The sequence below is a fragment of the Pseudomonas sp. RC4D1 genome, assembly GCF_018390395.1.
In the GTDB taxonomy this organism is placed as follows: domain Bacteria; phylum Pseudomonadota; class Gammaproteobacteria; order Pseudomonadales; family Pseudomonadaceae; genus Aquipseudomonas; species Aquipseudomonas danubii.
In genome coordinates this window covers 894,186-917,798 of the sequence record NZ_JAHBAW010000001.1, presented here as the reverse complement: position 1 = coordinate 917,798, position 23,613 = coordinate 894,186, and the positions used below count along the sequence as shown (strand labels likewise).

General features: G+C 64.3%; 16 protein-coding genes. 7 read left to right on the top strand and 9 right to left on the bottom strand.

Annotated elements, in window-relative coordinates; translation table 11 throughout:
• Positions 1–57: 57 nt before the first annotated feature.
• The 5 genes from KHO49_RS04135 to KHO49_RS04115 all read right to left on the bottom strand — a co-directional run bounded on the left by KHO49_RS04135 (position 58) and on the right by KHO49_RS04115 (position 13,690).
• Positions 58–915: a hypothetical protein gene (locus KHO49_RS04135; protein WP_110650912.1), complete on the bottom strand. Its 858-nt coding sequence runs from the start codon at positions 913–915 to the stop codon at positions 58–60.
• Positions 912–10,547, bottom strand: a complete 9,636-nt coding sequence (locus KHO49_RS04130) for a hemagglutinin repeat-containing protein (RefSeq protein ID WP_213664650.1) — start codon at positions 10,545–10,547, stop codon at positions 912–914. Before KHO49_RS04130 ends, KHO49_RS04135 begins: the two co-directional genes overlap by 4 nt.
• A 35-nt stretch (positions 10,548–10,582) precedes the next feature.
• Positions 10,583–12,286, bottom strand: coding sequence for a ShlB/FhaC/HecB family hemolysin secretion/activation protein (locus KHO49_RS04125; protein ID WP_213664649.1), 1,704 nt, complete (start codon positions 12,284–12,286; stop codon positions 10,583–10,585).
• 244 nt (positions 12,287–12,530) lie between these two features.
• Positions 12,531–12,830, bottom strand: coding sequence for a PsiF family protein (locus tag KHO49_RS04120; protein ID WP_110595457.1), 300 nt, complete (start codon positions 12,828–12,830; stop codon positions 12,531–12,533).
• A gap of 71 nt (positions 12,831–12,901) precedes the next feature.
• The gene (locus KHO49_RS04115) at positions 12,902–13,690 is read right to left on the bottom strand and encodes an AraC family transcriptional regulator (protein ID WP_102862949.1); all 789 of its coding nucleotides are present in this window, start codon (positions 13,688–13,690) and stop codon (positions 12,902–12,904) included.
• A gap of 96 nt (positions 13,691–13,786) precedes the next feature.
• On the opposite strand from KHO49_RS04115, the gene KHO49_RS04110 reads away from it, so the two are divergent.
• Complete coding sequence (locus KHO49_RS04110; protein WP_110595456.1) at positions 13,787–14,692, top strand: DMT family transporter; 906 nt, start codon at positions 13,787–13,789, stop codon at positions 14,690–14,692.
• Positions 14,693–14,695: 3 nt separating this feature from the next.
• Here KHO49_RS04110 and KHO49_RS04105 read toward each other — a convergent pair whose 3' ends face one another.
• The 3 genes from KHO49_RS04105 to KHO49_RS04095 form a co-directional block, all read right to left on the bottom strand.
• Positions 14,696–15,586, bottom strand: a complete 891-nt coding sequence (locus KHO49_RS04105) for an esterase/lipase family protein (RefSeq protein ID WP_102881985.1) — start codon at positions 15,584–15,586, stop codon at positions 14,696–14,698.
• Between the two features lie 118 nt (positions 15,587–15,704).
• Positions 15,705–16,010: a DMT family transporter gene (locus tag KHO49_RS04100; protein ID WP_110650918.1), complete on the bottom strand. Its 306-nt coding sequence runs from the start codon at positions 16,008–16,010 to the stop codon at positions 15,705–15,707.
• Positions 16,011–16,022: 12 nt separating this feature from the next.
• Positions 16,023–16,661: an FMN-dependent NADH-azoreductase gene (locus tag KHO49_RS04095; RefSeq protein WP_123391281.1), complete on the bottom strand. Its 639-nt coding sequence runs from the start codon at positions 16,659–16,661 to the stop codon at positions 16,023–16,025.
• 125 nt (positions 16,662–16,786) lie between these two features.
• Between KHO49_RS04095 and KHO49_RS04090 the strand changes: the two genes are divergently transcribed.
• Entirely contained in the window at positions 16,787–17,710 is a 924-nt protein-coding gene (locus KHO49_RS04090) for a LysR substrate-binding domain-containing protein (protein WP_213665248.1), read from the top strand.
• A 121-nt stretch (positions 17,711–17,831) separates the two neighbouring features.
• Positions 17,832–18,362: a ferritin-like domain-containing protein gene (locus KHO49_RS04085; RefSeq protein ID WP_102881989.1), complete on the top strand. Its 531-nt coding sequence runs from the start codon at positions 17,832–17,834 to the stop codon at positions 18,360–18,362.
• Positions 18,363–18,428: 66 nt separating this feature from the next.
• Here KHO49_RS04085 and KHO49_RS04080 read toward each other — a convergent pair whose 3' ends face one another.
• Complete coding sequence (locus KHO49_RS04080; protein ID WP_102881990.1) at positions 18,429–20,504, bottom strand: AsmA family protein; 2,076 nt, start codon at positions 20,502–20,504, stop codon at positions 18,429–18,431.
• Positions 20,505–20,888: 384 nt separating this feature from the next.
• On the opposite strand from KHO49_RS04080, the gene KHO49_RS04075 reads away from it, so the two are divergent.
• The 4 genes from KHO49_RS04075 to KHO49_RS04060 all read left to right on the top strand — a co-directional run bounded on the left by KHO49_RS04075 (position 20,889) and on the right by KHO49_RS04060 (position 23,611).
• A complete protein-coding gene (locus tag KHO49_RS04075) occupies positions 20,889–21,356 on the top strand; it encodes a hypothetical protein (protein WP_102881991.1) in 468 nt (155 codons plus the stop codon).
• A gap of 168 nt (positions 21,357–21,524) precedes the next feature.
• Entirely contained in the window at positions 21,525–22,157 is a 633-nt protein-coding gene (locus KHO49_RS04070; protein WP_102862940.1) for a TetR family transcriptional regulator, read from the top strand.
• 282 nt (positions 22,158–22,439) lie between these two features.
• Entirely contained in the window at positions 22,440–22,940 is a 501-nt protein-coding gene (gene ureE / locus KHO49_RS04065; protein ID WP_170001570.1) for an urease accessory protein UreE, read from the top strand.
• A complete protein-coding gene (locus KHO49_RS04060; RefSeq protein ID WP_213664648.1) occupies positions 22,937–23,611 on the top strand; it encodes an urease accessory protein UreF in 675 nt (224 codons plus the stop codon). Before ureE ends, KHO49_RS04060 begins: the two co-directional genes overlap by 4 nt.
• Positions 23,612–23,613: the final 2 nt, after the last annotated feature.

Sequence of the window (23,613 nt, the reverse complement as noted above, 5' to 3'; positions counted from 1 at the left end):
AGGCGCCCCAAGGGCATGGGCTTACATGGGTACTTGAGTCTTGTGACAGGCGAAGGTTCAGTCGCTTTTGGCCTGAGGCACCGGGGCTGAAAGGTCGGGCAGCGGCACGTTGTAACCGCAGTAATGCAGGTGAGTCAGGGTCAGGCGCTTGTCGGGGTAGTCATCGCCCCATCTCAGGTTCTGGTCGTAGCGCGATTTGACATGGGCACAGAACCCTTGAAGATCGGCCCGGGCCTTGGCCAGCAGCGGTGCCGGCAATGGGTTGATCTTCAGGCTCTGGAAGAACGGCAGGATGAACACCTGATCCAGGTCGTAGCCCTTGCTTCCCAAGGGCAGGCGCTGGCCGGCATGCACGTAGAACGGCTGCTGCAGGCCGCTCTCCTGCTCCCAGCACCAGTACTTGACCTTGTCTTCGAGAATGCCCACTGCGGTCCCTTCCCAGCGCTCGTAGGCGCGCAGGCATTGATAGCCCTGCACAGTCACCCACTGCAGGCTGCTGGGCTTGACTCCGCTATGGGAAGGCAGCGCCTGCCTGGCCAGCAGATCATCCAGAAAGGCCTGGCGGGGATACAGCAGCCCATCCGCGCGACCATCGAGAAAGCTGTTGACCCGCATGTACAGTGCCGCAGCCGTCACCTCGGTAGTGCCGTAGGAGAAGGTTCCGGAGGTGCCGACCGACAGCGCGTCACGGCCCTTTTCATAGTCAAAGCCGCCGGTGACAGTGCCACACGGCGCATGCCGATAAGGCTCGGGCAGGTCGAAGGAGTAACGCTGCATCAGGGTGACCCGCTTCGCCCCCTCCTGGCACAGCATGCGGGAATCCAGACGAGCATTTTCATAGACCAGGGGTGGGCCGCCGCACGCCGGCAGCACCCCACAGGTCAGAACGATCAGCGCTATCTGTGCAGCCTTCATTGCGAGCCCAGTAATTTGTCGTTGCCGTGCTGATCGATCAAGGTCGGGACGATGTACTTGTTGCTGTTCTTGAAGGTCTCTTGCAACCCACTGCTGGCTCCGCCACAAATGTCCTTGGCCACACACAAGTAGTTAGAGTGAGGACTGTCCGCGGCCAACAGCTTGCCTGACGTAGCCGCGGCCCCGAAGAATCGGGCAACCGTATCGGACGAGCGCCACGCATTGCGCCCCAGCAAGTCGGACACCGTATCGGTCACCGGCAACGTATTGAAGAACATGCTCGAGGTCGGCCGGTTGACCTGGAAGAACGCCCCTTCACTGATGTCGAACCCGGCATTCTTGGCCGCCTGGAAGAAGTCCGTCGAAGCGACGGGCGCGCCCGACAGCTGGATGCTACCCGCATTGCCATTGGCATTGAAGTTGAGTCCGGCAATGGCCCGGTACGTCAGCAAGCCGCCCTGGCTGTGGCCGAATACATCCAGCTTGTTGCCCTGGTCGAGCCCGGCGCCGAGGAAATCATTGAGCTGCCGGGCGTTCCCTGAACGCACGGCACCGCCGAGCATCACATCCCACAAGGACTCCACCAGGTCACCCAGGAAGCCATGCTCAGGGTTATAGGCCTGGATGAAGCTGTCCTTGCCGGTCTGCATGCCGCCGTTGACCAGCGCCGCATCCAGCGAGTTCTGGATCCCGTTGGTGAACACCGCTGCGTTACCGTCGGGTGTCAGCAAGTTCTGCAAACTGTTGCGTGTGGCGTCCACATCCAGGACCGGCTTGCCCGATTCCGGGTCGATAAAGACTTTTCCATTGGCATCCTTTTTGTACTCCATCTGCACACGATAGAAGCTCATGTCCCCCGTGAGCAGCGCCGGGACTTGGGTAACCACGCCACCATGACTGACGACGCCCGGTATTACGCCGCCGGTGTAGAAGGCCGACTCGTCCATGGCTTTCTGCAGGAAGCCCGGTATCCAGGCCAAAGGCGCCAGCGCCGGGTTGTCGGCCAGGGCCTTGTCCGCGGCCTGGGTCAGATCGCCGTACTGGGTGAACGCTGCGGACGCATTCTTGCCATAGTCCTTGATCCCCTGGGCCCATTGATTGAGGGTCTGCAACGGATGGCTCACCGCGTCCAGGGACGACTGGGACACATACAGATCGGTACGCTTTTCCTTGTCCTTGGTGATCTCGTAGGCCCGTGACGGATCACGGTTCAGGCCCGCCGTGGAGTCGGCGCCGGTCTTGGCGTCGTTGCGCACGGTGATGGTGCCCGCGCCCACCGTGGCGCGCACTTCCTGTTCACGCTCCTTGCGGTAGTCATAGCCGCTGACACTCCAGCCCGAAGCCCCGGTCTTGCCCTTGCCTTCCTGGCTCTTGTCATTGGTGAAGGCCACCTCCTTGCCGCCGGTGGACTTGGCGCCGTCGCCGCCGCCCCAGCCAAAGGTGCCGCCCGCGTTGACGTAGTAGCTGTGCTCCTTGTCCTGACCGGAAATATCGCGGAAACCCAGGGTGCCGGTGTCCAGCTTGAGGTTGCCGTTGTCGGCGGCGACCAGCGCGCCGTCGAGCTGGGTGTGGTTCTCGGTGCGGATGTCGACACCGTTCTTGCCGGTGATGCTGGTCTGCTCCTGGACCCAGTTGGTCTTGCCGGTGGTCTTGCCCATGCCCAGGGAACCGCTGACGCTGCCACCGCCGCCCAGGCCGATGCTCACGGTGACACTGGCATCCAGTTCCTTGCCGCTGACCTTGCCGGTGTCCGGCACCGAGGACACGGTCAGGTCACCGCCCACCCGGCCGATGACCTCTCCGCCGCGCAGGGTGGCGCCGGCAATGGTGGTGTCCTTGCCGCTGCTGAAACGCAGCTGGTCGCCGGCCACCAGGTTGGCGTTCTGTTGCCGCTGGTTGTCCCGGTCCAGCTGGCCCTTGCCCATGTCGACGCTGGCATAGACCGAGATGAAGTCCTTGCCACCCACCGCCAGGCCCACTTCGCCTCCGCCGCTGTGACGGCTGGACTCGCTGCTGGAATCGTTCTGCGCAGCGCGGATGGTCAGGTCGTTACCGGCCCCCAGGTCGATATCGCGCCCGGCCTGGACCTGGGTTCCGATCAGGGTCAGGTTGTTGCGCGCCTCAAGGCTGACGTCGCGCCCGGCGAGGAACACCGACGGGGTGTTGGTGCCCTGGCTCATCTGCTCGCTGGCCACACCGTTGCTGCCACCGATACCGGCACGGGCACTGCCGCCGCCGCTCTGGCCGTTGATGCCGCCCTGGCTGCGGGCGCTCTTGCTCTCTTCGGAAATCGAGCCGCGGGCCACATCCACATTGATGTCGCGCCCCACCAGGGTGATGTCGCGCCCGGCGTCGAACTGACCGCCACGAATGTTGATGTCATTGCCGGCCACGGCGCTGATGTCCCGTCCGGCACCGAGGCTGGCAGGGCTGTTGCTGTGCACTTCCTGGCGCGAGCTGCTGGACTGGCTGGCCGTGCCGAAGTGGGTCGCGGTGGTCGGGCCCGAGGTGAACTGGTTGATCGCATCCACGGTGCTCAGCACGCTGGAGGCCTTGCTGGTGTTGTCCTCGCCTTTGCCGGTGCCCTTGATCGCATCCATGGTGTTGCCGTAGTTGTGGCTGACGTTGACCGTCAGGCCATTGCGGTCACGGCTCTTGCTGCGTTCCTCGATCGAGGTTTGCTTGCCGGCATCGATGCTGATATCGCGCCCGGCCTGCAGGTTGATATCGCGCCCGGCATCCACCCGCGAGCCTTCCAGGGTCAGGTCACGCCCGGCCTTGATGGTTGCATCCTGCCCGGCCAGCAACTGGCTCGGGGCCACTGTCTGCTCGGCATTGCGCGACTTCTGCTTGAGGGCTTCGCTGCCCAGGAACGCGGTGACGCCGTTGCGATCGCTCTCCAGGGACAGCCCCACATGCTTCTCGGATTTCCAGTTGCTCTGGTCCGAACTGTTGCTGCCGGCCAGCACGTTGACGTCGCGGCCCGCCCCCACGTTGAGGTTGCGCTCGGCCGCCGCCGTGCTGCCGATCATGTTGACGTCGCGGGCCGCCTGCAGGGTGGTGTCTCGCCCGCCACTGACCACGCTGCCAACGCTCTGGGACTGGGTGTTTTCCTGCCCCGACTTCTTCGCCGAGGCAATCGAAGTGAAGCTGCCGGAACTGGAAAGCCCCACCTTGCTCTTGTACTTCTCGCTCTGGCTGCTGGAGGTGTTGGCCGCATCCATCAGGTTGATGTCGCCGTTCTTGTCGATCAGCCCGGCGCGCACTTCGGCATCGCGCTTGGCCTCGATGGAACTGGCCGAAAGGTTGACGTTGGTCCCTGCGATCACCACCGCGTCATTGCCGGCACTCAGCTCGCTGCCCACCTGGGTGGTGCTGCTGGAGGTGCGGCTGTTGCCGCTCTTGCTCAAGCCGAAGCTGCCTTTCTTTTTCTGGCTGTAGGCGCTGTCCTGCTGCTCCTGGGCCGAGACCAGGCTGACGTCCCGGGTGGCGCCCACCAGCAGGTCGTTGCCGGCCTTGAGCTGGCTGCCGACCACCGTGACGTCGCGCCCGCCGTTGAGGCTGATGCGGCCGTCCTGGTCCTGGCTGACGTTGACCATCAGGTCGTGCCCGGCACTGATCTCGGAGGCCACGTTGGTGGTCGAGGAGTCGGCGCTCTGGGTGGTCTTGCTCTTGCCCCAGGAACCTTTCTTCTTCTGGTAGGAAGTCGAGGACTGCTCGTCCTGGGCCGAGGCGATGACGATGTCGCGCTTGGCGTTGAGGGACAGGTCGTGGCCGGCATCAACCTTGCTCGCCACCACCGCCAGGTCGCGCCCGGCATTGAGTTGCAGGTTGCCGCCGGTGGTCACGCTGGAGCCCTGGGTCTGCACCGTGTCGTGGGTCACCAGGCCGCGACGGATCGCGCTCTGGGTGAAGGTATGGTCCTGCACCGCCAGTAAATCGATGTCACGACCAGCGCTGAGCTTGGCATCCCCGGCGCTGGCGAGCTGACCGAGGTTGCTCAGGTCGCGGCCGGCGCTGAGGTCGAGCTGCTGGCGCGCGGTGATCTGGCTGCCCTGGTCAAGGATGGTGCGACTGCCCGAGCCGTAGCCGACGGCCACCGCGGTGCGGTCGTTGATGATGTCGCCCTTGATTGAAGTGACGCTGACCTGATTGCCGCGAATCTCCCCGGCCAGGGCGTTGCGCACGCTGTCCTGGGCCATCAGGCTGACCCGCTCGTTGGCTTCGATCAGGCCACCCTGGTACAGGCTGCCGCCGGCATTCACGCTCAGGTCGTTGCTGGCCCGCAGGGTGCCGACGTTGCTCAGGTCGCCACCGGCGATCAGGGTCATGTCGCGCCCCTGCACCAGGCTGCCGCCGCGCAGGTTGCGGGTTTCCGCCTGGGCCAGGTACAGCACCGGCACCAGCACCTTCTCGCCCTGCACTTCGCGGGTTTCCATCCACACGATGTCGTGGGTCAGCGAGGCCACTTGGGCCGGGGTCAGGGACACGCCGACGCTGAGCTGCAACTGGTCCTTGGAAGCGATGGCGTTGTCCATCAGATAGCGATACTGGTCGTAATCACTGGTCAGCCCCGCCGCGAGGAAACGCTGCCCGGTCTGGGCCAGCACCGCATCGCGGATCAAGCGGGTTTCATACAGGCCGTCGCCCAGGCGGCGCCAGGTCTGGTCGGTGTTGTAGTTGAGGTGGCCGAGCATGTAGTCCGAACTCATGAAGCGCGACAGGTCGGTGAAGGTCGGGTTGGTCTCGATCAGGTAGCGGCCCTGGGGATTCTGGCTCTTGACGAACAGGCCGTACTCGCCCTGGGGTACGCGGAAACTCGACAGAGAAGTCGGGTCCACGGCAGCGAACGGTACGCCGGAGAAGTCCACCGGCACGAAGCTGATTTGGGTGGTGCCGTCGGCGGCGACCTTTTCGATGCGCTGCACATCCTTGGCCACCTGATTGGCAGCGGCGGAGCTTTGCGCGTTGACTGTAATCACCTGGCCGCCCACCTGGGCCAGGTTGTTCTGTAGCGTCTGCCCGGTGAGCTGGGCGCGGCTCTGTTCGGTCTGCACGCCGTTCTCGATAGTGCCGCTGACCTGCAGGTGCAGGCGCTGGCCGGCCTGCAAGGTGGAAGCGTAGGCAGTCTGGGTGCCCGGAGTGATCACCGTGTGGCTGGCGGGTTCGTAGATCGGGTACTGGGTCACCTCTGTCGGCAACGGGTCCTGCTGGCCCGGCGCGCGATTGGCATTGGCAGCGTTCCAGGCGAGGGTCGCCCGCTCCGCGGCGCGGAACGCGCCCTGGGAAACCCCATGCAGGAAATAGCTGATGCTGTCGACCCGCTTGTCCAGGGTCAGGCCGCGGTTGTAGAGATTGTTGGCCGTAATGGAAACATCGCGGTTGGCGGCGATCAGGCTCTGGTCGTTCTCCACCGTGTCGGCATTGATGGTCAGGTCATGGTTGGACACCAGGCGGGCACCGGCGGAGTGCTCGCCCATGGTGCCTTCATAGGTGGTGTTAACGATGTAAGTGGCGGTGTGGTGATCGCCGGAACAGTCGGTGCAATTGATCACGATGTTGCGCTGGGTGATGGTTTCGCCGACCTGGTACTTGTCCATGGCGTTTTGCAGCAACGCCACGTTGAGGTTCATGTCGCCCTCGCTTTCGATGGTCCCGGAGCGGTTGCTCAGCAGGGCCGCGCGGCCACCGTCGAGGGCGGCAAAACTGAGGTTGCCGGCGCTGTAGAGATCGCCATAACTGTTGCTCAGAGTATTGCCCCGCAGGAGCATGTCGCCGCCGCTGTAGATCAGGGTGTCGGCCGAGGTGGTGATGCCGTTGCCGGAGCGCAATTGCATCTGCCCCAGGGCCCCGAGGGTGCCGCGGTTGTTGATCTGCGCCGCGGACACATAGAGATTCTGGCTGGCGATCAGGCGCCCCAGGTTGTCCAGGGTGCCGCGCAGGTTCAGTTCGCTGTCGCCGCCACTGGCGATACGACCGCCGTACTGGTTGAGGTCGCCGGCCCCCACCGTGAGCTTGCCCCGGGACGACAGCAGGCCGCTGTTGTTCAGGTTGCCCCCCAGGTCCAGGGTCAGGTAACCGTCACTGGCCAGCTCCCCGGCGTTGTTCAGGGTCGCCGCGCCCACTCGCAGGCCGCTGGCGCTGGCGATGCGGTCGCCGGCATTCAGGTTGAGGTCGCCCCCGGTGCTCAGGTCCAGCGTACCGTTGAGTTGCATCAGACCGCTGCGATCCACCGCAGCCACATCCCAGTCGCCACGGCCCAGGCCGGTGATCCGTCCCTGGAAGCCGGACAGCGCCCCCAGGTCCAGTTTGAACAAGCCGCTGCCGGCGTGCTCGATGCTGCCGCCGATGTTGTTCAGCTGTCCGGCATTCAGGGCAAAGGCGCTGGAGCCCAGGGCCAGGGTGCCGCCCTGGTTGTTCAGCACGCCGCCCAGGGTAATCCGGCTTTGCTCGCCAGCCAGTGCCCGTACCCGGCCCCCGGCGCTGTTGTCCAGGTTGCCGCCCACCAGCAGCAGTGAGTTGCCCGACTCCACCAGCCCGCCCTGGTTGTAGAGGTTGGCCGCCACGTTCAAGTCCAACTGCCGGGCGCTGACTTCGCCGCCAAAGCGGTTGTCCAGGGTCTGCCCGGTGCTGCTGAGCAGGCCATTGGCGTAGAGCTTGCCCGCCTGGTTGGTGAGGCGATCGACCACCAGCTTGAGCGCTCCGGCCTGGCTGCTGATCAGTCCGGCCTTGCCGTTCAGGGCACTGTTATCCACAGCCCCGGCAGTGACTCCCAGGGTCGCGCCCTGCAGGGTGCCTCCACGGTTGTCCAGAGTGCCTTGGCCCAGCGCCACTTCGCCGTGGCCGTCCTTGGCCAGGATCATCCCTTGGGCGTTGTTCAGGCCGCCGGCCACCAGGTTCAAACCGTCACTGCCGGCCAGCAGTTGTCCCTGGCGGTTATCCAGGGCTGTACCCGCAACCTCCAGGCGCTTGCCCTTGAGGGTGCCGCCTTGGTTGTCCAATTGCCCACCCTGGGTCACCCGCAGCGCCTGTTCACCGGCGTCGATGACCCCGGCGTTGTTGTTCAGTGCGCCGTGGTTGAGTTTCAGATCCAGCGCCCCCTGGCTGGCCACCACCGCGCCCTTGGCGCTGTTGTCGAGGCCGGAGGTATCGAGCCCGACGCTGCGGCCCAGCAGCACACCGCCACTGTTGTTCAGTTGACCGCCGTTGATCTGCAGGTGCCCATCGCTTTGCAGGCGCCCCTGGCTGTTGAGCAGTTGCCCCGGTGCCGCGCCGTCAGCCGTCAAGGTCAACTGCAGGCCATCGCTGCCGGCCGCCAGCAGGCCCGACGCCTGGTTGTCCAGACGCTGGGTGCTGACGGTCAACCGATCACCGGCCAATTGCCCACCACGGTTATCCAGCAGGCCGGTGTTGGTCAGCAGCAAGTGATTGCCCACCACCACACCGCCCTGGTTGTTCAGGCTGCCCGAGACGATCTGCACGTCACCGGTCTTGGCCTGCAGGTGGCCCAGGGCATTGTTCAGGTGCTGTTTGACCGTCAGCGTGAGCTTGCCGGTCTCGGCGCTCAACACCCCGGCCTGGTTCTGGCTGAGGCTGTCGAGGTTGGCGCTCAGCACGTTGCCGATGACCTGGCCCTGGTTGTTCGCCAGGTCCCGGGCGTCCAGCAGCAGGTTGTCCTTGCCCTGCAGCAGGCCGCCCTGGTTGTCGATGTCCGCGGTGTGCAGCTCCAGCGCGTCGGCGGTGAGGGTGCCGCCCTGGTTGCCGAGCTTGCCGCTGCTGTTGAGGGTCAGTTGCGGGGCGATCAGGGTACCGCCGCGGTTGTCCACACTGCCGGCCTTGAGGTTCAGCAGCGAAGTGGCCTGCAACTTGCCATCGGCATTGGCCAGGTCCTGATCGAGGCTCACTTGCAGTGCGCCCTTCTCGGCGCTGATCAGGCCCTTCTGGCTGTTGTCCAGGCGCTTGCCGGTCACCTCGATCTGGTCCGCCAGCAGCTTGCCGCCCTGATTGAGCAGCTCCCCACCCTGGGTTTCCAGCAGGGTCTGGGCCTGGAGCCGGCCGCCATTGTTGTTCAACTGCTCGCTGACCTTGAACGTGGCGCTGCCCTGGCTGGCCCCGATCAGGCCCTGCTGGTTGTCCAGTCGCTGGGCGCTGATCGCAACCTGGTCGGCGACCATCGAACCCTTCTGGTTACTGACCTCACGGGCGTTGAGGGTCAGGTCGGCACCCGCCACTTCCAGGCGTCCGCCGTTGTTGTTCAGGCTGTCGAGGGTCAGGGTTGCGGCCTGCCGGTCGCCAAAGCGGATCAGGCCTTCCAGGTTGGCAATGGCCGGGGTGGTGAGCACCAGCTCATTGTGCGCCAGCACTCGGGCCTGCCCGCCCTGGTTGACCAGGCGTGCGGCCTTGACCTCGACCTTGGGCCCCTGGATCACGCCGTTCTGGTTGCTCAGGGTCTGCCGCGCGGTCAGTTGCAAACTGCGACTGGCCAGCACATCGCCGCGGTTTTCCAGGTTGTCGGCGTTCAGCTTGACCACGCCTTGATCGTTGCGGCTGTTGTCGCTGTTGACCCCGGCCTCGATGATGCCGTGGTTGACCAGTTGCCCGGCGTCCACCACCCGCACCTGATCCCGGGCCGCCAGACTGGTGCCCACCTCGATCTGCTCCTTGGCCTGCAGGGTCGCTTCGGTCCCGGCATAGGCCTTGCCCTTGAGGTCGATGCTCTGGGCCTTGATCGCGATCGCCTGGTTGGCGCCCATGCCGGCCACCGTGACCTTGCCATTGGCATCGATCTGGATGTCACCGGTGCTGGCCGCCATCTCCCCCGACATGTTCACACCCACGCCCTTCTCCGTGCCCACCAGACGGATGGCCCCGGCGTACATGCCTCCCAGGGCCGCACTGTCGATGGCCAGTTCCGGCTTGGCACTGGCATCGGCGTCCCGGGCGGTGACGCTCAGGTCATCAGCCTTGACGTCGTTGCGCCCGGTGATGACGTTGAGGTTCTTGGCATACAGGTTGGCGTTGAGCTTGGTGCTGCGGGTGATCAGGTCGAACTGATCGATATTGCTGGCGTTGAGGCCGGCACCTTCAATGCTGATATCGCCGCCATCGACCTGGAAGCGATCGAGCTTCTGGCCCTCGATAATCGGCTTGCCGGTGGTCAGGGTGGCGCGCGGGGTGTTGATGAAGCCGCAACCGTTGCAGGTAATGCCATGGGGGTTGGCGACGATCACCCGGGCAGCCTGACCGGCCACCTCGGTGTACCCCGCCAGCTTGCTGCGGTTGCTGCCGGTGACTTCGTTGAGGATGACCTGCGCCGCCTGCCCCTTGAGGTTGGGGTTGCCGATGATGTAGCCGCCCAGCTGGGTGCTCTGGGTCGAGCCGGTGGCGTTATTGAGGATCAGGCCGTTACTGCCGACGTTGTATTCGCTGAACTTGTTGTGAGACAAGCCGCTGCCATTGGCCGCATTGATGTTGACGATGGGGACGCCGTTGCCCGCCGCGCCGATGGTGGCATTGCCCCCGGCGGCCGGGTCCAGGGCCAGGCCGGCGGCGACGCTGACGATCGGATTGAGAAACAGGATCCCCGACAACGACAGGGCAATGCATTGGGCAAAGGGCTTGCGTACGTCCATATACGAATCATCCATCCACTAGCGTTTGGGTCGGGTCAGAAGAACAGGTCTACTCGCACGTACACCGGATGCTCTCGTCTCTCGATAATGTCGGGTCGCTCCAGGGAGCGGGCGAAGCTGACTGACGCGGCCAGGTACTGGCCACGGGCGTTGAGTTCGATGGCGTTGCCACTCATGCGGCCCTTGGCGTCATGGTTGTAGCGATCGCCCTTGATCACCCCGACGTCATAAGCAAAGGCCAGGCCGTATTCCTGGACAAAGGGTTGCAGCGCTTGCCAGGTCACGGCACGGCGCCAGCGCAGCTGGTTGCGCCAGTAGCCGCCGCTGTTGCCGGAGAGGGTCTGGTCCTGGAAGCCGCGCACCGAATTGAGCCCGCCGAGGCTGATGCGCTGAGGGCTGAAGAGCACGTCCTCGCTACGCTGACCGGTGGCCAGGCTGTCGAAACTGAAGTTCTCGTTCCACAGGCGAAAGGGCTGCAAGTAGCTCAGGGTCAGGCTGTACTTGTTGTAGCGCGAGACCGGCTCGCTGCCGTGAGGGTTGCCGCTGCCCTGGGCGTCCAGCGCGCCGATGCCCTGCTGCCAGCCGATGTCGGCGTTGACCAGGGCAGTGCCGATGCGCCGCCCGTGGTTGAAGCCCAACTGGCTTTCGGTGATGCGGTTGCTGGAGACGTCGATCAGGTTGTCGTCGATGTAGTTGCGCGTGCGCAGCTGGCTCAGCCCCAGGCTCATCCCGGTCTTGCTCAGGTTGTCGCGGTGCAACACACGCTCGGCGCGCAACTGCTGGTTCTTGCTTTCGCCGTCCATGGTGAAGTCGAAGCCGGTGCTGTCATTGCGAGTGCGGTAGTAGCTCTGGCTGTAGGCGTAGCTGAAAGTCCACCAGCCCCAGGGCAGGCTGTAGAACAGGCTCTGATTGTCGGAATGGCGCCAGCGATCGCTGACCGCGTCCTGGTTGGCCCGCAGGCTCAATTGATCCGCCAGCCCCAGGGGACTGTCCCAGTCCAGGCCGAGGCCCATTTGCTGCTCGCCGGTGCTTTTGTCGCCGCTGTTGTTGCGGGTGGCCGAGACGCGCCAGGGTTTCAGGCGCTGGCCCTTGAGCCCGACATGGCTGTCCCCCAGTGTCTCCCCCGGTGACAGTTCCAGCTCGACCTGGCGCGAAGGCAGGCGGCTGAGCTGGTCCACCAACTGCTCCAGTTCCCGCAGGTTCAGCACTTCGCCGGTGGTGCCGGGAAAGGCCATGGCCAGCTCCCGGGAACTGGCCAGGGCCGAGCTGTCCAGGCTTTCCAGGCGACCTTCGACGATGACGATGATCAATTGCCCCGACGCCAGCTCCTGGGCAGGCAGGTAGGCGCGGGTGGTGACATAGCCCTGTTGCAGGTAGTGGTGGGTAATGGCCTTGAGCAGGGTGTTGATCTGCGCCACCGACAGGCACTGGTCGCGATAGGGCGCAACCAGGCGCTCCTGATCCGCCGCCGAGAGGTGTTCGGCGCCTTTGAGGACCACGGTCTTGATGGTAAAACAGCGCTGCTCGCCAGGTTGCGGAGCAGGCTCGGGGGGCAGGGTCTTGCCGGGCAGTTGCTGCAGTTCGTCGAGGCGCTTTTGCTGTTCTTGCAGCAACTGCTGCTGGCGATCACGGATCAGATCGCGGTCACCCGGCGTCTGCAGCGGGGCGGCGGTGAGGGCAAACGAGCCGAACAAAGCACAAAACGCTACGACAGGCCTGAAACAGCCAAAACGCGACATGCCTTCCATTCCCTTGAGTCGCAGACGCCGGTACTAGAGCGGCCGCGCGGTGCATCCCGGCACCTGTTTTCGAAGGGGATAAAGTCTAAATGTAAAATTTATTACATTAAAAAAAAGCGACGAGCGGTATCTTTCTGATTTATCTCATTGAAATAAAAGATTTTTTGTGATCTTGAAATCGTAAACCTCGATGCGAACCAAGGCCCTGTGCCAGCCCGGTGACCTTGGTCCCATCGATTCAGGCTCACTTTTTCTTCAGGCAATCACTCATGAACGCCTTGCGCGCATCGCCCTTGAGGGCCTGGGTGGTGGCAGTGGCGTTGCACGATTTCATTCTTTCCTGGGGCGTGGAAGGTGTCGCTGCAGCCGCCGGAGCCGCCTTGAGGCAGGTGCTCATGAAGGCCTTGCGCTCGTCGCCCTTGAGGGCCTTGGCGGTGGCCTCGGCATTACAGGTGGTCATCTTGTTTTGCTGGGCAGTGGCGGCAAAACCTTGGGAGCAAAGCAGCAGGCCCACCATCAACAAAGGGATACGCAACATCTTCATGGAGTTTTCTCCTGGTCACCGCACCGATGGGCACGGCCTCCTGCGCAGTGTAGACAAAGCCTGTTACACCTTCACCTGTTCTGCAGGCTGGCCCGGCGGTACTGCTCGGGGGTGCAGCCGGCCTGGCGCTGGAACATCGCGATAAACGCCGAGGCGCTGCTGTAGCCCATGTCGAAGGCGATTTCCTGGACGCTGCGGGTGCTTTCCAGGGCCTCGATGGCCGCGAGGAAGCGCTGGCGTTGGCGCCATTCGCCGAAACTCATGCCCAGCTCGCGAACGAACTGGCGGGCCAGGGTCCGTTCACTGACATGGGCCTGCTGCGCCCAGTGGGCCAGGGGCTGGTGGTTGCCCGGTTCGGCCTGCAGGGCCTGGAGTACCCGCAGCAGCTCGGGGTTGCGGGCATAGGGCAGGTAACAGTCTTGCACCGGGGCCTGGCGCAACTGGTCCAGCGCCACCTGGGCCAGACGCTGGTCGGCCTCGCCTTCGGGGATCTGCACGTCCCGGGCGGCGAAGTCCTTGAGGATCGCCTTGAGTATCTCGCTGATGGCCAGGGTGCTGCCCTGCTTCGGCAAGTCCGTGCACAGTTCCGGCGCCAGCAGCACCGCTCGGTAGTTGATCGGTTGCGGGGTGTAGAAACTGTGGGGCGTCTGCGGCGGCACCCAGACCGCGTACTGTGGCGGCGACATGAAGCGCCGGCCGGCGATGTCCATGCGCATCACACCATGGGCCGAATACTCCAGGCAGCCCCAGGGATGCCGGTGCTCCAGGGCGTGGCTGTCGGCGGCGAAGTCGGCATAGCGGAAGTACACCGGCGCGGGCAGGCCGTGGAAATCCAGGAGATCGATGTGTTTTTTGCTCATGCTGTCCGGATGTCGGGGCAGGTTGTCCGGTTCGAAGTATAGGCATTGATCCGGACAGGAGGATAATCAGCCCTCATCAACTGTCTGGCTGTTTCCATGCAATACGCTTATCCACTGCTGGCCATCTTTATCTGGGCCGGCAATACCGTGATCAACAAACTCGCAGTGGGTGCGATCTTCCCGGCAGAGATCGGCTTCTACCGCTGGCTGCTGGCGGGCCTGCTATTCACTCCGTTCATGCTCAAGCCGGTGCTGCGGCACTGGCCGGTGATCCGCCCCAACCTGGGCCGGATCTTCATCCTCGGGGTGTTGGGCATGGCCGTGTATCAGAGCCTGGCCTACTTCGCCGCGACCCTGACCTCGGCCACCAACATGGGCATCATTCTTTCCCTGATGCCGCTGATGTCCCTGGCCATGGCCATTGCCGCCCTGGGCCAGCGCCTGACCGCCGGGGCCCTGGTAGGCGCCGTGCTGTCCTTTGCCGGGGTGCTGGTGGTGGTGTCTTCCGGCAGCCTCGCTGCGCTGCTGCAACACGGGGTCAACCTGGGTGACGCGATGATGCTGATCGCCACCCTGGCCTATGCGATCTACAGCACCTTGCTGAAGAAGTGGCAACTGCGCCTGCCGCCGCTGGTGCTGCTGTACCTGCAGGTGCTGGTGGCGGTGCTGGTGCTGCTGCCGTTGTTCCTGGCCTCACCCAAGGTCGGCCCGACCCTGCAGAACATTCCGCTGGTGCTCTATGCCTGCCTGCTGGCGTCGATGCTCGCGCCCCTGGCCTGGATGCAGGCAGTGGTGCGCCTGGGGCCAAGCCGGACCACGCTGTTTTTCAATCTGCTGCCGTTGATCACGGCGCTGATTGCCGCGGTGGTGCTGCATGAGCAACTGGCCTGGTTCCATTTGGTGGGGGGCTTGTTGACCTTGGGCGGGGTGGTTCTTTCCGAACGCTGGACCAGGGTGCTGGGGCCGGTCGCCGGCAAGCCGGCGGCTACAGGGCAACAGTGAGGGTCAGAGGTTGGCGGCCTTGAGGCGCCGGGCATGTTCGACGAACAGGCGGATCGGTTCGGCGCCCTTGCCCACCAGCCCCAGGGATTGGTTGACGATATCGAAGTGGTCCAGGGGGTAGTCGTCGCCGATGACCTGCCCCAGGTGCGAGCTGTAGCGCCCGACCATGCCGTCGCACTGGCCGGCCTCGCGGACGAAGGTGCGGGCGAACAGGCGGCAACTGCGGTTGGTGCCGTCGAACAGGTTGCGTCCGCGATTGGTCTTGCCCGGCTGCAAGGTGCCGGACCAGGAGTAGTAGCGCACGCCGCCGACCTCTTCCGCGCCCTGGCCGCCCCAGGTGGACGGCAACCCTTGAGGGTATTGGCGGTTGAACAGGGCCACGCCCTCGGTGGTCAGCGATTGATGCGAAGCGTGGATATCCACCGGCAGTTTCGGCCCGCGATAGCCGGTTTCCAGCAGCGTCATCAAGGCCGCGACGCCCCGCAACAGCCAGCTCAGGACACGCCCCTTGAGGCTGTGGGCCGGGGAATGCCGTGCCAGGTAATCCGCCAGTTCGGAACCGTGGTTGGGACCTGCTACCGAAGTCACCGAGGCGACCCAGTCAGGGCGTTTGGCCGCCGCGTAACGGGCGGTCAGCGCGCCCTGGCTGTGGCCGATCAGGTTGACTCGGGGCGCACCAGTCTCGGCCATGATCCGCTGGACCTGGGCCAACAGTTGTTCGCCGCGCACCTCGCTGGAGTTGAGCGGCGACACCTGTATCGCAAACACCTGGGCGCCACCTTGGCGCAAGGCCGGAATGATGCCGTACCAGTAGGGATACAGCAGCAGGCGGACAAAACCGAGCATGCCGGGCACCAGTACCAGGGGGTAACGCGTGGCAAGCTCTTGGGACATGCGGGGACATCCTTGTGCGAAGGCGGCGGGGCTGGCTGAAAGCTAGACCATAACCAAGGCCGTCGTCAGCCCCTATGACGCTTTGGCGACAAACCGATGACAAGCCGGCCCCGAGTTGCTACTTCAGCCCCACCACCCCGGCCACGATCAGCCCCACCGACACCAGCTTGACCGGCGTCAGGCTTTCCCCCAGCAGCATGAAGCCCAGCAGCACCGTGCCCAGGGAACCGATGGCGGTCCAGATCGGGTAGGCCACGCTCACCGGCAACTCGCGCATGGCCAGGCTCAGGAAGTAGATCCCGCCCAGCGCCGCGACCACCGTCAGCAGCGACGGCCAGGGCCGGGTAAAGCCCTGGGCATACTTCATGCCCATGGCAAACGTGACCTCGAAGGCCGCCGCCAGCAGCAGGAACATCCAGGCCATGGCGCCGCCTCCTCAGAAGGTCTGCGCCAGGGCCAACAGGCGCTGCCGGGCTTCGCCACAGGACTCCGCGAAACGCTCGGGCGCCGACTCCTCGCCTTCCGCCGCAACCACCGTCACATCCTCGATCCCGATGAATCCCAGGGCCGTGCGCAACCATGGATCGGCGTGATTCATCGCTTCATGCTCACCCCCGGGCCCAAATCCACCGCCGCCACGGCTGGTGACGATCAACACCTTCTTGCCCTGCACCAAGGGCTGGTACTGGGCCACGCCGTTGTCCAGCTGGGTGTTGAAGGTCAGCCCCAGGCGCACGATGTGATCGACCCAGGCCTTGATCCCGCTGGGCACGCTGAAGTTGTGCATCGGCGCCGAGATCACCAGGCGCTGATGGCCGAGCAACTCGCCGACCAGCTCGTCACTCAAGGCCAGGTCCGCCTGCATCGACAGCGGCCGCGCTTCGGGCTGTGGATAAAACGCCGCCGCGATAAAGGCTTCGCTGACATGGGGCAAGGAGCCCCGCCCGACTTCGCGCCGGGTCAGGATTGCCCCGGGATTGGCCTGTTGCCAGGCTTGTAGAAAGTCATCGGTCAGACGCCGACTGTGGGAGCGCTCGCCTCGTGGGCTGCCGTGAATCGCAAGAATTGTGCTCATCTGCCTTCTCGTATACGGATTGACTGTAACGGCCTTGAAGCCGGCCCTGTTCCGCGTTCAAGCTAGAGCTACCGCAACTCACCAACAAATGAGTAAACATTCACTTGGATGAACTCAATTCATCCATGGAGCCCATCATGTTCGCCCACCTGCCCCTTACCGCACTGCGCACCTTCGAGTCCGCCGCGCGCCTGCTGAGCTTCAAGGCCGCTGCCGAGGACCTGTCGGTGACCCCTACCGCGGTGTCCCACCAGATCCGCAGCCTGGAACACTGGCTGGGGGTGCCACTGTTCGAACGCCTGCCCCGTCAGGTACGCCTGACGGAGTCCGGCCGCCGACTGTTCCACAGCCTGCATGGCGCTCTGCTGGATGTGGCCCAGAGCGTCGATACCCTGCGCCCCAGTCCCAGCGCCGCGCAGTTGACCGTTTCCACCACTGCGGCCTTCGCCGCCCTGTGGCTGGTGCCGCGCCTGGGGCGCTTTTACGCCCGGCACCCTGGCATCAACCTGCGCCTGGACACTCAGTGCGAGGTGGTGGACCTGCAACAGGACGCCAGCATCGACGTCGCGATCCGCTACAGCCAGGACGGCTACCTGAATCTCCATGGCCTGTGCCTGTTCGACGAGCGCTTTGCGGTCTATGGCGCGCCGCAGCAGGTGGCCCTGGCCCGGCAGCAGCCACCGTCCCTGATCAGCGTGCATTGGCGCAATTCCAGGTTGTATGCCGATGGCTGGCGGGCCTGGTGTGACCAGGCCGGGGAAAACTGGCTCGACGCTCAGTTGCCGATCCGCTCCTACGACGAGGAGCAGTACGCCCTGCAAGCCGCCATTGCCGGTCAGGGCCTGGTGCTGGCGAGCAACATCCTGGTGTCCCAGAGCGTGGCCAACGGCCTGCTGCAAGCCTATCGGCCGGAGGTCCAGGTGGACGGCGCGGGCTATAGCGCCCTGTGCGTGCCGGGACGGGAGCGGCACCCTCCGGTGCGGGCCTTCCTCCAGTGGCTGCAACAGGAAGCGCTGCTGGCCGGGCATCCGCCCCTGGCCCGCAGTTGACCCCGGCGCAGACCACCGGGCACATCCGATAAAACTTTTTGCCACGCCCGGGACTCACAACCCAGGCAGTGATCAGGCCGAGAGAGCCTGGCGCAAAACGGATTAGCCCCAGGAGAGAGACATGAGCGACAAGCATTTATCCGATGTGAACACCCTGCGCGAACGGGCCCGCCAACACGTGGAGAACGGAGCCGTGACCGAGGGCTACAACGCCGACCGCGAGCAGGTGCTGCGGCTGCTCAACGAATCGCTGGCCACCGAGCTGGTGTGTGTCTTGCGCTACAAGCGCCACTACTTCATGGCCAACGGCCTCAAGGCCAGCGTGGCGGCCGACGAGTTCCTCGAACACGCGACCCAGGAAGCCGAGCACGCCGACAAGCTGGCCGAGCGGATCGTCCAGCTCGGCGGCGAACCGGAGTTCAACCCGGACCTGCTGTCCAAGCACTCCCACGCCCAGTACGTGGCCGGCAACACCCTGAAGGAAATGGTCTACGAGGACCTGGTGGCCGAACGCATCGCCATCGACAGCTACCGCGAGATCATCCAGTACATCGGCGACAAGGACCCCACTACCCGCCGCCTGTTCGAAGAGATCCTGGCCCAGGAAGAGGAACACGCCGACGACATGGCAGACATCCTCAACGACCTGTAATCCCCTCCTCCAAGCCCGCCCCTGCCTAACGTAGGAGCGGGCTTGTCCGCGAAGCCCCAGTCCTTCCTACTGGCTCGGCTTGACCGTCACCGGCGCCTTGCCCGAGCGCATCTGCTGCAGCAGCGGCGCGCACTGATTGGGCTCGTCACCGCTGGGCGCCACCAGCGCCAGCAAGCCTGCCGCCGGCCCGGCGATCAACCCCAGCGCCACCATCCCGGCACCGCGCAGCACCAGCGGCACCGCCTTGACCCCGGCACTGGGCTTGATGAACTTGCCCTGCACATAAAGCGGTGAACGCAGGGAGAACAGGCGCAGCCCCTTGGACTCCGGCGTGATGGTCAGGTCCAGTTGCTCGGAGGCCATATTGGCGGTGCCATCGATGTAGATGATGGCGTTCTCGGTATCGAAGACGAACAGCCGTGACGTAGCCAGACCGCTCTTGATGCCAAAGTCGGCGGCGGCGCAATTGATCTTCACTTCCTTGTCGCCAAACATCTTGCCGACCACATAGTTGCCGACGTTGAGCCCGGCGATTTCCATGAGGCTGCGGCTGATGGCGCCATCGTTGATCAACATCTTCAGGTCGCCGTTGGCGCTGCCCAGCAAGGCTGCCACCGAGTTGCCGCGTCCGGTGATATCGGCATCGCCGTTAAGTTCGCCGAAGCTGGTCTTCATCGGCTCGAAGGTCGGAAACAACTGCTTGAGCTTGAAGTTGCGCGCCGTCAGCCTGGCCCGGCCTTCCAGCGGCGTGGTGTGACCATTGAGGCGCACCTGGGCATCCAGCTTGCCCCCGGCCACGCCGAAGCGCAGGGGCTCCAGGCTGAGCTGGCCGTCGTTGAGCACCAGGTGCGTGTAGAGATCGGTGAACGGCAACTCGGCGCTGTGGACAATGCGCTTGCCGGTGAACTCCACATCGGCGTCCATGTCACGCCAGCGCTCGGTGCGGAACTCCTCCACCGGCAGCACCTTGTCCGCCGGCTGCTTACTCTCGCCGCCCCGGGCCTTCTGCTTGGCGTTGGAGTCGGCACCAATCAGCGGCGCCAGGTCGCTCATCAGCAACTGGTTGGAGACCAATGCACCGCTGAGCTTGGGTCGCGGCTGGCTGGCCACGTAGGTCAGGTTGCCGTGGATATCGCTGTCGCCGATCTTGCCGTTGAAATCCTGGTAGCTGAAGGTCGCACCCGCCGGGTCGCGGAGCTTGGCGGTCAGATGGCCGTCGGTGGCATAGGGCGGCGAGTCCGGCAGGGTCACCCCGGTCAACGGGTAGAGATTGCCCAGGCTGGTGCCCGCCAATTTCAGGCGCAGATCCAGGGCGCCCAGATTCAGCGGGTCGGTGAGGCTGCCCCGCAGCTCCACCTTGGTGTCGCCGATCTGCGCCTGGGCCTGCAGTGGAAACGGCTTGCGCCCGTCCTGCAGGGCCAGCAAGCCGCCGATCTTGCCGGTGCCGGCGAGCTTCTGCCCGTGGTACTGGCCCTTGACCTTGAGGGCGAAGGCATAGGCTTGGGCCGCGGCGCCTTTTTCACTGATTTTCTTCGCTTCGCTCTCACCGACTATGTCGCTGAAGGGAATGGGTTTGCCGAGCAGCTCTACCTGCAGGTCAAGCTGGGTTTTCAGGCTCTGGTCGTCCAGGGTCACATGGCCCTTGTCGAAACCGATGGCGCCGATGTCCACCGTCCAGTTGGAAGGCTCGGCCTCGGGGTCCTTCGGGTCGAACTTGAAGGTCCAGTTGGCGCGACCGTCCGCCAGCCGCTGCAGCGCAGCATCGGGCTCGGTCAGATCGATACGCGGGATGCTGACCCGCTGGGCCAACAGGGCCAGGGGCGAGATGCGCAACTCGACCCGTTTGAGGCTGACCATCTGCGGCGCCTTGGACCACTCCGGGTTGCCCAGGGTCAGGTCCTGGGCCACTACGTGAGGCCAGGGCACCCAGGCCCGCCAACCACCCTCGTCGGGCTCGCGCTGCCAGGCCACGGACAAGTCGCCATTGATCGCGAAGGGCCGATGCAACTCCTCGGACACCTTGGCGTTGAGGGTCGGCTTGATGCGGTTCCAGTCGAAGAACGCGATCACCAGCACCAGCACGGCCAGTAGCAGGATCAGGCTGGCGACGGACCAGGCGAGGATTTTACGAGTGCGCGTCATTGCACGAGGCTCCTGAAGACAACTGAGCGCCAAACTGCGACGCATCGATGAAATGCCGATGGAAAATCACCGGCCATGAAAACTACGACTGACAAAGCCCACGCAGGTTTAATCCGGCGGCTCGATGCGGCGAAAAAACCTGAATTGCTGATCGCTTGGACAGCTTTGTGTTACCTCGAACCGCCCCTTCCTGAAGCGGGAGTGGGTCGAAAATACCCACCCTGGTGCAAAAGCCATCGGCGCTAAAGCCCGAGCTAGAGCCTTCGAGGCAAACAATCAATTCCGTTGATTATTACCATTGTGTTTATGAACTTTTATATCGATTTTGCGGCGGTAACATTAGCTCCGTACCCACTTTATCGCCCTACCAAGGAGCAACCCATCATGAAACGCCACCTCTTACTGAGCCTGACCTTATCCGTTCTGGCTGCCAACGCCTTCGCCCTGCCAGCCGCTGAACAAGCCACTCCACAGGTCAAGGCCAGCCACAGCGTGTTCACCCAGACCCTGGCCGAAGGCGGTTCGGACCGTCTGATCGAACGCAACAAAGTCGCTGCCGACGGTTACGAACGCACTCCACAAGGCCAGAGCGTTGCCGAAGACGGCTATGATCGCACCCCACAAGGCCAGAGCGTTGCTGAAGATGGCTACGACCGTACCCCACAAGGCCAGAGCGTTGCCGAAGATGGCTACGACCGCACCCCCCAAGGCCAGAACGTAGCTGAAGGCGGCCGTGATCGCCTGGAAGAGAAAGGCCTGGTTGAAGACGGCTATAGCCGCACGCCTCAAGGTCAGACCGTTGCCGAAGGCGGCGCTGATCGCCTGGCTGAACGTCATCAAGCAGCGAGCTGAGGCCATGCTGGCCCTTAAAAAAAGCCCGATCCCTGGATCGGGCTTTGGCTTTTATGGCCCCGGCATTTTAGCCCTGACCTTCCCCGCTCTCGCCTGACTCCAGTTCGACTCCGGCAAAGTTGATTTGCTAGAGTGCGCCGCTCCCATTGAGCAAAGAACGCCCCGCCGATGCTGCCCCGCGCCGAACAGAAGCAACAGACCCGCAACGCCTTGATGGATGCCGCCCGGCACCTGATGGAGTGTGGTCGTGGGTTCGGCAGCCTGAGCCTGCGGGAAGTGGCCAAAGCCGCCGGCATCGTGCCCACCGGCTTCTATCGGCACTTCAGCGACATGGACCAACTGGGCCTGGAACTGGTCAGCGAGGTCGGCCAGACCTTCCGCGAAACCATCCGCCTGGTGCGCCACAACGAATTCGTCATGGGCGGCATCATCGACGCCTCGGTGCGCATCTTCCTTGATGTCGTGGAAGCCAAGCGCGCGCAATTCCTGTTTCTGGCCCGTGAGCAATACGGCGGCTCGCTGCCGGTGCGCCAGGCCATCGCCACCCTGCGCGAGAACATCAGCTCGGACCTCGCTGCCGACCTGACCCTGATGCCCAAGCTGCAGCATCTGAATGCCGCCGACCTGAGCGTCATGGCCGACCTGATCGTCAAGAGCGTGTTCGCCACTCTGCCGGACATCATCGATCCCCCGGCCCAGGCCCTGCCTGAACACCTGACGCCGCAGGCGAAGATCACCCAGCAACTGCGCTTCATCTTCATCGGCCTGAAGCACTGGCAAGGCCTGGGCAGCACCGAGTAATACAGCCTGCCCCTCTCCCCCTTTCAATCGGCGTGCCCCGCTCTGGGTAGCGCGTTTGCGCCTGCTCGTCGGCCCGGCACCGGATTGCAGCAAAAATATTTCCAGCGCACCAACTCAGTGCTATAAATCAGCTCAGCGCGCCATTTTGTAACAAGATAAAACAAGGTTTTGCCCCTTTTTCAGGCGCAGTTCCGGTGTCGACAAAGGGGTTTTCCTCTCCTCCGGGCGATTGGCAAGGCCCTTGCTCTGGCTTGTGTATCGCTCATAGCTGGAAGCTTTCCGATGCTGGTGATCCACCGCAGAACCGAACCCCAAGCCACCTGGTCCGCCGAGCTGCACCTGACCTATGAGGCTCGCAGCAAAAGCCGTCTGCGCTGTTTCAGTGCCACAGGCGAAGACGTCGGCCTGTTTCTGGAGCGCGGCCAGCCGCCCCTGCACGACGGTGAGTTCCTGGCGGCTGAGGACGGACGCATCGTCAAGGTCTGCGCCCGCCCGGAAACCCTGCTCCATGTCACCTGCCGCAATGCCTTCGAACTGACCCGCGCCGCCTATCACCTGGGCAACCGCCACGTCGCCCTGCAAGTGGGCGATGGCTGGCTGCGCCTGCTCGATGACTACGTGCTCAAAGCCATGCTTGAACAACTGGGCGCCAGCGCTGAAACCATCGAGGCGCCGTTCCAGCCCGAACACGGCGCCTACGGTGGCGGCCACCATCATTCGCGCCACGGCGATGAAGACTTCAACTACCCGCCGCGCCTGCACCAGTTCGGCGTGCGTCAATGAACCCAGCCTGGGCCCTGCTGCGCCTGGCCAGCCCACAGCTGCCGATCGGTGGCTACAGCTATTCACAGGGACTGGAGATGGCAGTGGAGCAACAACGGGTGAACGACCCGGACAGTGCCAGGCGCTGGATCAGCGATCAGTTGCTGCTCAACCTGGCGCGCTTCGAGGCTCCGCTGCTGCTCGCCCACTGCCAGGCCGCCGCAGATCAGGACTGGGCCAGGCTGCAGCAACTCTGCGAAGAACATCGGGCCAGCCGTGAAACCCGCGAGCTGTACCAGGAAAGCCGGCAGATGGGCTATTCCCTCAAGCAATTGCTCGAAGGCCTGCCGGAACTGGACGGTGGCGCCCGGGAGCTGCTGGCGCACCAGGACGAACCGCACCTGGCCCTGGGCTGGGCCCTGGCCGCCCGCGCCTGGCACATCAACCCCGAAGACGCCCTGGCGGCCTGGCTCTGGAGCTGGCTGGAAAACCAGCTGGCGGTGCTGATGAAAACCCTGCCCCTGGGCCAACAGGCGGCCCAGCGCCTGACCAGCGAGCTGCTGCCGCTGCTGCAAGAGGCCCAGCGCCACGCCACCCACCTTGACCCCAACCACCTTGGCAGCGCCGCTTTCGGCCTGTCCCTGGCGAGCATGGCCCACGAGCGCCAGTACAGCCGCCTGTTCCGTTCCTAGGA

What these genes read in the sequence shown, in the direction of transcription:
- KHO49_RS04085 (WP_102881989.1), top strand. Translation starts at nt 17,832, where the DNA reads ATGAGCGACAAGCATTTATCCGATGTGAACACCCTGCGCGAACGGGCC.
- KHO49_RS04110 (WP_110595456.1), top strand. Translation starts at nt 13,787, where the DNA reads ATGCAATACGCTTATCCACTGCTGGCCATCTTTATCTGGGCCGGCAAT.
- KHO49_RS04125 (WP_213664649.1), bottom strand. Translation starts at nt 12,286, where the DNA reads ATGTCGCGTTTTGGCTGTTTCAGGCCTGTCGTAGCGTTTTGTGCTTTG.
- KHO49_RS04100 (WP_110650918.1), bottom strand. Translation starts at nt 16,010, where the DNA reads ATGGCCTGGATGTTCCTGCTGCTGGCGGCGGCCTTCGAGGTCACGTTT.
- KHO49_RS04075 (WP_102881991.1), top strand. Translation starts at nt 20,889, where the DNA reads ATGAAACGCCACCTCTTACTGAGCCTGACCTTATCCGTTCTGGCTGCC.
- KHO49_RS04135 (WP_110650912.1), bottom strand. Translation starts at nt 915, where the DNA reads ATGAAGGCTGCACAGATAGCGCTGATCGTTCTGACCTGTGGGGTGCTG.
- KHO49_RS04060 (WP_213664648.1), top strand. Translation starts at nt 22,937, where the DNA reads ATGAACCCAGCCTGGGCCCTGCTGCGCCTGGCCAGCCCACAGCTGCCG.
- KHO49_RS04130 (WP_213664650.1), bottom strand. Translation starts at nt 10,547, where the DNA reads ATGGACGTACGCAAGCCCTTTGCCCAATGCATTGCCCTGTCGTTGTCG.
- KHO49_RS04080 (WP_102881990.1), bottom strand. Translation starts at nt 20,504, where the DNA reads ATGACGCGCACTCGTAAAATCCTCGCCTGGTCCGTCGCCAGCCTGATC.
- ureE (WP_170001570.1), top strand. Translation starts at nt 22,440, where the DNA reads ATGCTGGTGATCCACCGCAGAACCGAACCCCAAGCCACCTGGTCCGCC.
- KHO49_RS04120 (WP_110595457.1), bottom strand. Translation starts at nt 12,830, where the DNA reads ATGAAGATGTTGCGTATCCCTTTGTTGATGGTGGGCCTGCTGCTTTGC.
- KHO49_RS04090 (WP_213665248.1), top strand. Translation starts at nt 16,787, where the DNA reads ATGGAGCCCATCATGTTCGCCCACCTGCCCCTTACCGCACTGCGCACC.
- KHO49_RS04105 (WP_102881985.1), bottom strand. Translation starts at nt 15,586, where the DNA reads ATGTCCCAAGAGCTTGCCACGCGTTACCCCCTGGTACTGGTGCCCGGC.
- KHO49_RS04095 (WP_123391281.1), bottom strand. Translation starts at nt 16,661, where the DNA reads ATGAGCACAATTCTTGCGATTCACGGCAGCCCACGAGGCGAGCGCTCC.
- KHO49_RS04115 (WP_102862949.1), bottom strand. Translation starts at nt 13,690, where the DNA reads ATGAGCAAAAAACACATCGATCTCCTGGATTTCCACGGCCTGCCCGCG.
- KHO49_RS04070 (WP_102862940.1), top strand. Translation starts at nt 21,525, where the DNA reads ATGCTGCCCCGCGCCGAACAGAAGCAACAGACCCGCAACGCCTTGATG.